The sequence below is a fragment of the Sandarakinorhabdus sp. genome, from assembly GCF_031422795.1.
Lineage (GTDB): Bacteria > Pseudomonadota > Alphaproteobacteria > Sphingomonadales > Sphingomonadaceae > Sandarakinorhabdus.
Genome location: NZ_JANPML010000229.1, coordinates 1 through 10,380, shown reverse-complemented (window position 1 = coordinate 10,380; position 10,380 = coordinate 1). Strand labels below are relative to the sequence as shown.

Here is a 10,380-nt window from a genome sequence, read left to right as displayed (position 1 = left end):
GCCTGGGCGGCAAAAGCTTCGTTGGCTTCGACCAGATCAAGATCCGCCACGCTCCAGCCGGCCTTTTCCAGTGCCTTGCGGCTGGCCGGCACCGGGCCGATGCCCATCACGGCGGGATCGACGCCAACGCTGGCAAAACCGGCAATGCGCGCCAGGACCGGCGCACCGCGGCGATTGGCTTCGGCCTCGCTCATCATCACCAGCACTGCCGCGCCGTCGTTCAGGCCCGACGCATTGGCGGCCGTTACCGAACCATCCTTCTTGAAGGCGCCGCGCAGGCCCGAAATGCTGTCCAGCGTCACGCCATCACGGATATATTCATCGGTATCCACGACGGTGTCGCCCTTGCGGCCCTTGATGGTTACGGCTGCGATTTCCGCTGCAAAACGCCCGGCAGCGCGGGCGGCGCTGGCCTTGTTCTGGCTGGCGACAGCAAAATCATCCTGTGCGCTGCGGCTGATCTGATACATTTCCGCCACGTTTTCTGCTGTGATGCCCATGTGATAGCCGTTGAAGGCATCCCACAGACCATCCTTGATCATGGTATCGACCAGTTCCATGTGGCCCATCTTCTGGCCGGCACGCAGGGCTTGCGCGTGGGTCGAAAGGCTCATCGATTCCTGTCCGCCAGCGACCACGATGCCAGCATCACCATTGGCAATCGCCTGCGCGGCCATGGCGACCGCGCGCAGGCCGGAACCGCAGACCTGGTTGACGCCATAGGCCGGCGCTTCCATCGCGATGCCGGCGGCCATGGCGGCCTGCCGCGCCGGGTTCTGCCCTTGCGCGGCGGTGAGCACCTGGCCCAGAATCACTTCGCTCACTTCATTGGCGCCCACGCCGGCATCGGCCAGCGCGGCTTCGATGGCGGCCTTGCCGAGCAGATGCGCCGGCGTGGCGGCAAAACTGCCCATGAAGCTGCCAACAGCAGTGCGGCGGGCGGCGGTGATGACGATATTGCTCATGGATCTTCCCCTGAGGTGGCGATTCGGTTGGCGCAGCCTAGGCCGGATTGCGGCGCTGCACCATCACGTGCGGGCAAAGAACCGCGACAGCGCCGGCCACAGCCGGGCAGGTGCCTGCCGGCCCACCACCATGCCGACATGGCCGCCCGCAATATCGAGGCGCGCTGCGCTGCCGGGCGGGCTGAGGGCGGCGGCGGCCGGCACGATGCGATCGCTCAGCGCCACGGCATCAAGGATCGGAATGGTCGGTGCAGAGCCCAGTATGGGGCCAACTGCGGACGCATTGCCGCCAAACAGCGCCGCCAGATCGCGTGCCACCGCCAGGCTGAGCGGGGCGCCGCCATTGGCCCAATCTTCCAACCGCACGAAATCGGCCAGGGTGGCGGCGTCAGCCGTGGCCAGCCGTTCATATTTGGCCGCCAGGCCATCTGGATCGAGCGACCAGAACGCCGGCTGCAACAGGTCGATCGGCAATTGGCCCATGGTCTGCGCCAGCGGTTCGGCACCGGCCCACCAGCGGGCCAGGCCGGTCCGCGCGTCGGCATCATAGCCGGCAAAATTCCTCGGCGTGGCGATCAGCGCAATGCGGGTGGCATCGACCTGCCTGGCCAATGCCAACGCCAGCGTGCCACCAAGGCAATAACCCATCAGTGCAACTGGTTGCCCCAGTGACTGCACAAGCGGTGTAAGCCGATCGCGCACCAGATCGGCAAGACCCAGCGGCTCTGGCTGCAGCCCCCAATCGACCAGCAGCGGATCAAGCCCGGTGGCTTCGAAATGGGCAAACAGGCTGCGGCCGGGCAGATCCAGCACGTCGGGCGAATTGATCAGCGATGGCACGATCACCAAGGGGTTTGGGCCCAGCCGACCGCGCAGGGCAACACCGCCAACCCGGGCCACTTCGGCACGCAGCGGCGCCGGGGCGGGGCGCGTGGCCTGCTGATAACGCGCCAGCCCGGCGAGCGTGGCCGCCAGCCTTGCCGAATCCCCGGCGCAGGCGCTTTGCAGCACGGCGAGGAAGACGGGCAGCGGGTGCGGGCCGGGCGCACGGGTCATGGGTGGTTCGACTTTGCGGCACAGCCGGCGGCGGAGCCGCCGAGTCTGTTGGGAGTGGGAAGGGGAAGGGAAGAGCGCGGCAAAGCCGCGTCGTCGAAGCTGTTCGGCTGGCCTGTGGGCCAGCCGCCAGCGGGCCCCATCGAAGTAATACTTCGATGGGTTCCCGCAGCCCGGCCGGCCTTGCGCCTGTCGGCGCGCTTGGCTGCGCCATGCGCGCGCGCGGCGCTGCGGCATTGCAGCGCAGCATGGCATTTGCTAGGCGTCTGCACACAATTCATTCCGGGAGCCGTCATGGCCATTGCCTCTTCCTCCCCCGATGCCAAGGCTGCCAACGCCAGCCTGGCACCTGTGATCATCAAGAAATACGCCAACAGGCGACTCTACAATACCGAAACCTCAAGTTACATCACGCTCGATCATCTGGCGGAAATGACGCGCCATGGCCGTGATTTCCAGGTGTTCGATGCCCGCACGGGCGATGATATCACCCGTTCCGTGCTCACCCAGATCGTGATGGAAGGCGAAGCCGGCGGCCAGACCATGCTGCCGACATCGTTCCTGCGCCAGATCATCGCGCTGTATGGCGATTCGATGCAATCGATGGTGCCGCACTATCTCGAAGCTTCGATGGCGGCTTTTGCCGAAAATCAGGCGACGTTCCGCAGTGCCGCCCTCAAGCCGTTCGAACAGCTGGCGCGGCAGAATATGGCGATGTTCCATGCCGCTACCGAGATGATGACCGGCGGCATGCTGCGCGAAGCCAGCGGCAAGCCGTCCGATAAATACGGCGAGAGACAGGCCTCTGCGGCCGATGAAGTGGCCCTGTTGAAGCAACAACTGGCCGCCCTGCAGGCCCGCATTGACGGGCTGAAGGGCTGATCCAGCCGCCGGGCGTTGCTGCCCGGAATTTGCGTTCAACTAAAGTTTCGTGACAGTCTTTGTCGGCCTGTTTCACCGCTTGCCGCTGAGGCAGCACAGGTTTATGGGGCGCCCAGGGAGAATTCCTGCCGGAGGGGTCTGGCAGGAAGGAGGTTCGGGGCTGGCTGCTGTCCCGTAAAGGGATGGTGATCCGGCACCGATTTTGGGGTGTTGGTATGAAGAGCGAATCCTATGGAAGTTTTTCCGGGTCCAGTTCTAGTGACATGGGCGCCAACGATGATGGGGTGCTGATCGTGCCAGCCGACGGTGATGATCTGCCGCCAAACTACCGTCCGAGCGCGGACGAAGAGTTCATGAATTCGCGCCAGCTGGCCTATTTCCGCCGGAAGCTGCTGGTCTGGAAAGACGAAATCCTGAAAGAATCCGAAGGCACACTGGAAGCGCTCAAGGCTGAACCGATGCGGGAGCCTGATCTGACCGACCGTGCCGCCAGCGAAACCGACTGGGGCATCGAACTGCGCACCCGTGATCGCCAGCGCAAGCTGATTTCCAAGATTGACGCCGCGATGCGCCGCATCGAGACCGGCGAATATGGCTGGTGCGATATGACCGGTGAGCCGATCAGCCTGGCCCGGCTGGAAGCACGCCCGATTGCCACCATGACAATCGATGCCCAGGAGCGGCATGAACGTGATGAAAAGGTGAGCCGCGACGAGTAAATGCTTTGACCGCGCCCCGGTTGGAAAACCGGGCCGCGGCCACCTTTTTGCGATCAGTACCGGCCTAGTGGCTGGTGATCTCGTCCTTGAGCTTGAGTTTTTCCCGTTTCAACCTTCGCAAGGTTGTCGGATCGGGTAGGGGCCGCTTCAGTTCGGCGGAAAGGCTGGCATCCAGCCTGGCATGACGGGCAATCAACTGCTCCCGATGGGCATTGATCTGGGCATTGATCTGGGCATTGGCCATTGGCACACTCCCTCTTGCATCCCCTGCCAGCCTTGTCTGGCAGCGGGACCATTGAGTGCATCACGTTCCTGATGCGCTGTCCATGCCCCTTGTGGCGATTCACCGTCGGTTTGGCATGTTTTCACCGCGGCGTGACTGCCCTCTTGCCGGCTGGCCTGAAGAACGGTTAACGCAGGGACAGTTGTTGCAAGCATGGGCCCTGCCGGTACAGCTGCAACGGTGAAGGAGCGTGCGGCAAAGGAGCATGCAGGGTGGATGAAGTCGAGATCCGCGACCGGGTCGAGATGCTGAAGCAGGATCACCGCGACCTTGATGCCGCGACCGACGCCCTGCGCCTGCTGCCCATGCCCGACATGATCCAGTTACAGCGCTTCAAAAAGAAGAAGCTGATGTTGAAGGATGAAATCGCCATGCTCGAGGATCTGTTGATCCCCGATATCATCGCCTGACAAGGGCATCTGGTGCGCCGGGTGCTGATCTTGCTGTGCCTGATCGCAGCGCCGCTGCATGCCCAGGCGGCGGGCGGCGATGATGAACTCGCCGCACCGTGCCGGGATGCCGCCGAATCGGCCAAGCCCAGCCGCACCCAGATCGGCCGATGTGATCGCGTCATTCGCCTGCCTGGCCTGCCTGTAACGGTGCGGCTGGCCATGTTGATGAACCGCGGCATCGCGCTGCTGCGGGCCGGCAAGCTGGCCAAGGCGGAAAGCGATTTCGATCTGGCCATCCGTTCCGCCCCGGGCCTGGCCGAAGCCTGGATCAACAAGGGCGTGGTGGTGGCGCGGCAGCCGGGCCGCGAGCGCGAAGCCGTTGCCCTGATCAGCCACGGCATCGACATCGGGCCGAAAGAGCCGGCACGGGCCTATTTTGCCCGGGCCCAGGCGCTGGAAGTGGCAGGCAGACTGAAAGAGGCGATGGACGATTATGCCGCCGCCGCACGCGCCGATCCAGACTGGCCGGCGCCCGCTGAGGAACTGAAACGGTTCCGCGTCGAGCGCCGGAAGGTGCTCCGTGGCTAGGATTTGCGCCGGAAAGTCCTGCGCGGCTGATTATTCCGCCGCGAGGCGGGTTTCGGCCGTCACGTTCAGGGCGTCGACCGCAGCGCCGATCTCCACCTTGCGCGGCCGCTTGTGTTCCGGGATTTCGCGCACCAGCTCGATGTTGAGCAGCCCGTTCTCGAATCCGGCGCTGGTTACCTTGATGGTGTCGGCCAGTTGGAAACGGCGTTCAAAGGCGCGTTTGGCGATGCCGCGGTGCAGGAACAGGCGCTCTTTGGACTCCGCCTCTGGCGCAGCCTGGCCCACCACGACCAGCATGTTTTCCTGCACGGTGATATCCAGCTCGTGGCGGCCGAAACCGGCCACCGCCATCTGGATGCGATAGGCACCGTCGCCCAGCTTTTCGATATTGTAGGGGGGGTAGGCGTCGCCGGGTTCGACGCGCCCGGCCAGTTCCACCAAACGGTTCAGATTTTCGAAACCGATGGACGAACGCAGCAAGGGAGATATATCAAATCCACGCATGGCAAAATCCTCTTCAAGCAATGATGCCGTTGATCCCGCCCACCATGGGCCGGGAGGCGCCGACGCCCCTTCTGGCGGCGTCGGCAACCTGAATCTGGGCAGCGTTGCGGCTGTTTCAAGAGGCGGAGGTTTAAGGGGGCGCAAGGCGCGGCGGGTGCTGCCGCTGCGCGATCATATCGATGCGCTCTATCACGACACCATTGCCGTTTCCGAAGCCGCCCGCCGTTGGTTTGACGGGCCCGGCCGGTTGTGGCGCGAAGAACTGCCGCCGCAGCCCCGGCTGGCCGTGTCGCTGGAAGCGCTGGGGGTGACCACCCGGCTGCTTGGCGTGATGAACTGGCTGCTCGAACCCGCCCATGATGGTGAGGTGACGGCCCTGTTGCCGATCAATTGCGCCGAACCGGTGCCGATGCCGGCCGATCACCCCCTTCTGGCCACCGATGGCGGCCCGATTGCCCTGGCGAGCCGCCAGCTGCTGGCCCGCGCCCACCAACTGATCCGCGATAACGGAGACTCCGCATGAGCCCTTTCCACCTTGCTATCCCGGTTGATGATCTGGCCGCCGCCCGGCAATTTTACGGTGCGGTGCTGGGTTGCCCCGAGGGTCGATCATCGGAAAGCTGGATCGATTTCGATTTCCGCGGCCATCAGCTGGTGGTGCACAAGGCGCCGCGATCGGCCGTGGTGCGCAATCCTGTGGATGGCGATGCCGTGCCAGTGCCGCATTTCGGCCTGGTGCTGGATTGGGCCAGCTGGGAATCGCTGGCGACCCGCATCAAACACGCCGGCCTGGCCTTTGAAATGGAACCGCACGTGCGATTTGCCGGCAAACCGGGGGAGCAGGGCACGTTCTTCCTGTTTGATCCAGCCGGCAATGCGCTGGAATTCAAGGCGATGCGGAACCCGGAAAATCTGTTCGCCAAGCAGGGGTGACAATCAACGGGCAGGGCATGTCGCCACACGGGGCTAACAATCACCCGCTTCTGGGCTAAAGCCCGCTCATGCGTCATGACACCCCCTCCGCCGGCCCGGCGGTGGCTGCCCCCGTTCTGGCAGCCACCGGGCTGGCGCGCGCCGTGCCACTGGCCGGTGGTGGGCAGCGCAGCTTGTTTTCAGGCGTGAACATCGCGCTGGCGCCCGGTGAGGTGGTGGCGATCACTGGCGAATCCGGGGTGGGAAAATCGACCCTGCTGAACGTGATTGCCGGGCTGGATGCGCCCGATGCCGGCAAAGTGCTGATCGGCGGCAAGGACGTCGCCGCGCTGGCCGAGCCTGAGCGGGCGGCACTGCGGGCATCGGCGCTGGGCTTCGTGTTTCAGGCTTTCCACGTATTGCCGCACCTTTCGCTGGCGCGAAACGTGGCGCTGCCGTGCCTGCTGGCCGGCATGAACGCCGCCGATGCGCTGGCCCGGGCCGAGGCAACACTGGTGGAGGTCGGGCTGGGCGGGCGCGGGACGGATTGGCCGGCGGTGCTGTCGGGCGGGGAATTGCAGCGGGTCGCCATTGCCCGCGCGCTGGTGCATCGGCCTGGGCTGGTGCTGGCTGATGAACCCACCGGCAATCTTGATCCTGAAACAGCCGGCCGCATTCTCGATCTGCTGCTGAATGAGGCGCGGTACCGCCGGGCCGCCGTGCTGATCGTCACCCACAGCGAGATGGTGGCGGCCGCAGCCGACCGCGTGCTGCGCCTGTCGGCTGACGGCCTCACGCCGGCTTGATGCACAGCTGGGTGCCAACACGCTGGCTTATTGCCGGCGAATGGCGCGCGCATCCGGTGCGGATGGGCCTGGCTGTGCTGGCGATTGCGGTGGGTGTGGCGCTGGGTTTTGCCGTCCACCTGGTCAACAGCGCGGCGCTGGCCAGTTTTGGCCGGGCGGTGGCCAGTGTGCAGGGCCGGGCCGATGTATCGGTGCGGGCGCGATCGGCGGCGGGGCTGAACGAGGCGCTGTATCCGAAACTGGCGGGGTTGCGCCACGTGCAGGCGATCAGCCCGGTGGTGGAATTGCCGGCGAGTTGGGGCAAGCTGGCGCGGCCGGGTTCTGAAGCGCGCGGCGGCCGCTTCACCCTGATCGGCCTCGATCCGCTGCGCGCGATGGCAGTGACGCCGGGCCTTGTTGGCCTATCGCGGGCGGGCCAGTCGGGGGTGGGCAGCCGGCCGCAGTGGCAAGGCGATGCGATCTGGCTGTCGCCGGCATTGCTGCGCACGACCGGGCTGCAACCCGGCGCAAAATTCACGCTCACCGCCGCTGGTCGGCAGGCGCGTTTTACCGTGATGGGTCGGCTGGCGGCAGCGGGCGACGAAGCGCAGATCGCCGTGATCGACATTGCCGAGGCGCAGTGGCGTTTTGGCCAGTTGAGCCGGCTGCACCGGCTGGATCTGAAACTGGCGGAAGGCGCCGGCGCGCGCGCGGCGGTGGCGGCGGCGCTGCCCGCTGATGCCGTGCTGGCGACGCCCGAAGCCGAAGCCAGCCGGGCTGACGCGCTCAGCCGGGCCTATCGCGTCAATCTGGGCATGCTGGCGCTGGTGGCGCTGCTCACCGGCGGGTTCCTTGTGTGGTCGGCGCAGGCGCTCAGCGTGGCGCGGCGGCGGCCGCAGTTCGCGCTGCTTGGTGTGCTGGGCCTGCCACGGGCCGGGCTGGTGCGGCAACTGCTGGCCGAAGGGCTGCTGCTCGGGCTGGCCGGCGCGGTGCTGGGCGTGACGCTGGGATATGGGCTGGCGACCCTGGTGGTGGAGCAATTTGGCGGCGATCTGGGAGGCGGCTATTTTAACCGGGCGCAGGCGCGGTTGGGCTTTGATCTGGTGGCGGCGCTGGGTTTTGGCGGGTTGGGGCTGGCCACCGCGCTGGCTGGCAGCATCGCCCCGGCGCTGGCAGCGGCGCGCACGGCCCCGGCGCAGGCGCTGAAGGGCCTGGGCGATGCACCCGATCCGGCGCAGGCACCGCGTGCCTGGCCCAGCCTGGCCTTGCTGGCGGCCGGCGGATTGGCAGCGCTGGGGCCGCCGCTCTTTGGGTTGCCGCTGCTCGGCTATGTCGCGATGGCACTGCTGCTGGCGGGCGGCGTGGCGTTGATGCCGGCACTGGCGCGGGTGGCGCTGGCACCGTTGGCGCGGGCTGGTAGCGCCTGGCTGCCGCTCGATCTGGCGGTGCGGCGGTTGTGGGGCGTGCCGCAGGCGGCGGGGCTGGCGCTGTCGGGCATTGTGGCTTCCACGGCGCTGATGGTGGCGATGGCAGTGATGGTCGCCAGTTTCCGGCAGAGCGTGGATGATTGGCTGGTCGCGGTGCTGCCGTCTGATCTGTATCTGCATCTGGAAGCCGCCGAAGCCGGCGGGCTGGCCCCGGCCGATCAGGCGCGGCTGGCGCAGGTTCCCGGGTTGGCCAGCGTGCGGTTCCAGCGGGTGATTTCGGTGCGGATCGATCCGGCGCGGCCAGCAGTTTCGGTGATGGCACAAAGCGGTGATCACAACATGCCGCTGATCACGTCCACCGATGCGCCAGCGCCGGCCGGCACCACCCGCACCCTGATCTCGGAACCGCTGGCCTGGCTTTACGGCTGGCGGGTGGGTGAAGTGCACAGCCTGGTGATCGGCGGCCAACCGCGCCGCCTGTTCGTGGCCGGCACCTGGCGCGATTATGCCCGGCAATGGGGCGCGGTCATGCTGCCGCTGGAGGATTATCGCCGCCTCACCGGCGATGTGAGCGCCACCGAGGCCGCTTTTGAACTGCAGCCCGGCGCCGATGCCCATACCGTGCAGAACGCCTTGCAGGCGGCGCTGCCAGCCGCCGTGCAGGGCCAGGCGCAGTTTGGCCGCCCGGCAGAGATGCGGGCCGTTGCGCTGACCATTTTCGATCGCAGCTTTGCCGTCACCTATGCGCTGGAGGCGATGGCCATCATCATCGGCCTGATCGGGGTGGCGACCAGTTTTTCAGCGCAGGTGCTGGCCCGGATGCGGGAATTTGGCATGTTGCGCCATGTGGGTGTGCCGCGCCGGCAGATCTTGCAGATGCTGGGGCTGGAAGGGGCGGGTCTGGGCCTGATCGGGGCGCTTTCCGGCTTGTCGCTGGGGCTGGTGATGGCGCTGGTGCTGGTGCGCGTGGTCAACCCGCAAAGCTTCCACTGGACGATGGATCTGGCGCTGCCGTGGCCGCTGCTGGCTGGGTTGGTGGCGGCGCTGGTGGCCTGCGCTGGCGGCACGGCCGTGATTGCCGGGCGGCGGGCGTTGAGCGGCCAGGCGCTGCTGGCCGTGCGGGCGGATTGGTGATGCGGGCGCTCGCCTTGCTGTGCCTGCTGCCGCTGCTGCTGGCGGCGACGTTTGCGCCGGTGCGGCCCGGCGTGGGCTTGCGCTTTCCGGCCGATCACGGCGCCCATCCCGATTTCCGCACCGAATGGTGGTATGTCACCGGCTGGCTGAACACGGCGCAGGGCAAGCGGGGCTTCCAGATCACCTTTTTCCGCACGCGCCCCGATCTCGACACCAAAAACCCTTCCGCCTTTGTGCCGCATCAGGTGATCTTTGCCCATGCCGCGCTGGCCGATCCGGCGCATGGCAAGCTGCGCCATGCCGCCCGGATCGCACGGGCGGGCTTTGGCCTCGCCAATGCGCGGGTGGGCGATATGGATGTGGCACTTGATGATTGGCGGCTGTGGCGCGGCAAGGATGGCCGGCTGCACGCGAAACTGGCTGGTGCGGGCTTTGCCTTCGATCTGGCCTTCACGCCCACACAAGCCGTCATCCTGCAAGGCCAAGCCGGCTTCAGCCAAAAGGGGCCAGCGCCAGCTGCGGCCAGCCATTATTACAGCTGGCCGCAGCTGGCGGTAACCGGCCGGCTGAACGGGCAAGCCGTCACCGGCACCGCCTGGCTTGACCGCGAATGGTCGAGCACATTGATGAATGCCCGCGCTGTTGGCTGGGATTGGCTGGGCCTGAACATGGACGATGGCAGCGCCGTCACCCTGTTCCGCATGCGCGACAAGGCAGGCGCGGCGCTGTGGGCCGG

13 protein-coding genes are annotated in these 10,380 nt (G+C 66.4%); 9 read left to right on the top strand and 4 right to left on the bottom strand.

What is annotated here, in order from left to right; genetic code table 11:
- Together RMO81_RS08580 and RMO81_RS08575 are read right to left on the bottom strand one after the other, a co-directional pair.
- Positions 1-965, bottom strand: a 965-nt coding sequence (locus RMO81_RS08580) for an acetyl-CoA C-acyltransferase (RefSeq protein ID WP_310475411.1), incomplete at its 3' end; no start/stop codon positions are given.
- A gap of 63 nt (positions 966-1,028) precedes the next feature.
- Positions 1,029-2,021 (bottom strand): alpha/beta hydrolase, encoded by a 993-nt coding sequence (locus tag RMO81_RS08575; RefSeq protein WP_310475410.1) that lies wholly within the window; start codon positions 2,019-2,021, stop codon positions 1,029-1,031.
- Between the two features lie 291 nt (positions 2,022-2,312).
- On the opposite strand from RMO81_RS08575, the gene phaR reads away from it, so the two are divergent.
- Both phaR and dksA read left to right on the top strand, forming a co-directional pair.
- Complete coding sequence (gene phaR / locus RMO81_RS08570; RefSeq protein ID WP_310475409.1) at positions 2,313-2,900, top strand: polyhydroxyalkanoate synthesis repressor PhaR; 588 nt, start codon at positions 2,313-2,315, stop codon at positions 2,898-2,900.
- A 263-nt stretch (positions 2,901-3,163) separates the two neighbouring features.
- Positions 3,164-3,619 carry an RNA polymerase-binding protein DksA gene (gene dksA, locus RMO81_RS08565; protein WP_310475412.1) on the top strand — a complete coding sequence of 152 codons (456 nt, stop codon included), beginning with the start codon at positions 3,164-3,166 and terminating at the stop codon, positions 3,617-3,619.
- 64 nt (positions 3,620-3,683) lie between these two features.
- On the opposite strand, the gene RMO81_RS08560 is transcribed toward dksA, so the two are convergent.
- The gene (locus RMO81_RS08560) at positions 3,684-3,863 is read right to left on the bottom strand and encodes a YdcH family protein (RefSeq protein ID WP_310475408.1); all 180 of its coding nucleotides are present in this window, start codon (positions 3,861-3,863) and stop codon (positions 3,684-3,686) included.
- A gap of 251 nt (positions 3,864-4,114) precedes the next feature.
- Between RMO81_RS08560 and RMO81_RS08555 the strand changes: the two genes are divergently transcribed.
- Both RMO81_RS08555 and RMO81_RS08550 read left to right on the top strand, forming a co-directional pair.
- Entirely contained in the window at positions 4,115-4,312 is a 198-nt protein-coding gene (locus RMO81_RS08555) for a DUF465 domain-containing protein (RefSeq protein WP_310475407.1), read from the top strand.
- Positions 4,313-4,333: 21 nt separating this feature from the next.
- Positions 4,334-4,882, top strand: coding sequence for a tetratricopeptide repeat protein (locus tag RMO81_RS08550; RefSeq protein WP_310475406.1), 549 nt, complete (start codon positions 4,334-4,336; stop codon positions 4,880-4,882).
- A 30-nt stretch (positions 4,883-4,912) separates the two neighbouring features.
- On the opposite strand, the gene RMO81_RS08545 is transcribed toward RMO81_RS08550, so the two are convergent.
- A complete protein-coding gene (locus tag RMO81_RS08545; protein WP_310475405.1) occupies positions 4,913-5,386 on the bottom strand; it encodes an Hsp20 family protein in 474 nt (157 codons plus the stop codon).
- A 154-nt stretch (positions 5,387-5,540) separates the two neighbouring features.
- Here RMO81_RS08545 and RMO81_RS08540 point away from each other — a divergent pair, with 154 nt between their 5' ends.
- The 5 genes from RMO81_RS08540 to RMO81_RS08520 form a co-directional block, all read left to right on the top strand.
- Positions 5,541-5,909 (top strand): DUF1465 family protein, encoded by a 369-nt coding sequence (locus tag RMO81_RS08540; protein ID WP_310475404.1) that lies wholly within the window; start codon positions 5,541-5,543, stop codon positions 5,907-5,909.
- A complete protein-coding gene (locus RMO81_RS08535; protein WP_310475403.1) occupies positions 5,906-6,319 on the top strand; it encodes a VOC family protein in 414 nt (137 codons plus the stop codon). Before RMO81_RS08540 ends, RMO81_RS08535 begins: the two co-directional genes overlap by 4 nt.
- Before the next feature lie 101 nt (positions 6,320-6,420).
- Positions 6,421-7,104 (top strand): ABC transporter ATP-binding protein, encoded by a 684-nt coding sequence (locus tag RMO81_RS08530; protein WP_310475402.1) that lies wholly within the window; start codon positions 6,421-6,423, stop codon positions 7,102-7,104.
- Entirely contained in the window at positions 7,104-9,644 is a 2,541-nt protein-coding gene (locus RMO81_RS08525) for an ABC transporter permease (protein ID WP_310475401.1), read from the top strand. The genes RMO81_RS08530 and RMO81_RS08525 overlap by 1 nt, the downstream gene beginning before the upstream one ends.
- On the top strand, positions 9,644-10,380 hold a 737-nt coding region (locus RMO81_RS08520; protein ID WP_310475400.1), incomplete at its 3' end, for a lipocalin-like domain-containing protein. The genes RMO81_RS08525 and RMO81_RS08520, both read left to right, overlap by 1 nt.

Coding starts and splice junctions, on each gene's coding strand:
- RMO81_RS08560 (WP_310475408.1), bottom strand. CDS start 3,863: ATGGCCAATGCCCAGATCAATGCCCAGATCAATGCCCATCGGGAGCAG.
- RMO81_RS08545 (WP_310475405.1), bottom strand. CDS start 5,386: ATGCGTGGATTTGATATATCTCCCTTGCTGCGTTCGTCCATCGGTTTC.
- phaR (WP_310475409.1), top strand. CDS start 2,313: ATGGCCATTGCCTCTTCCTCCCCCGATGCCAAGGCTGCCAACGCCAGC.
- dksA (WP_310475412.1), top strand. CDS start 3,164: ATGGGCGCCAACGATGATGGGGTGCTGATCGTGCCAGCCGACGGTGAT.
- RMO81_RS08535 (WP_310475403.1), top strand. CDS start 5,906: ATGAGCCCTTTCCACCTTGCTATCCCGGTTGATGATCTGGCCGCCGCC.
- RMO81_RS08525 (WP_310475401.1), top strand. CDS start 7,104: ATGCACAGCTGGGTGCCAACACGCTGGCTTATTGCCGGCGAATGGCGC.
- RMO81_RS08575 (WP_310475410.1), bottom strand. CDS start 2,021: ATGACCCGTGCGCCCGGCCCGCACCCGCTGCCCGTCTTCCTCGCCGTG.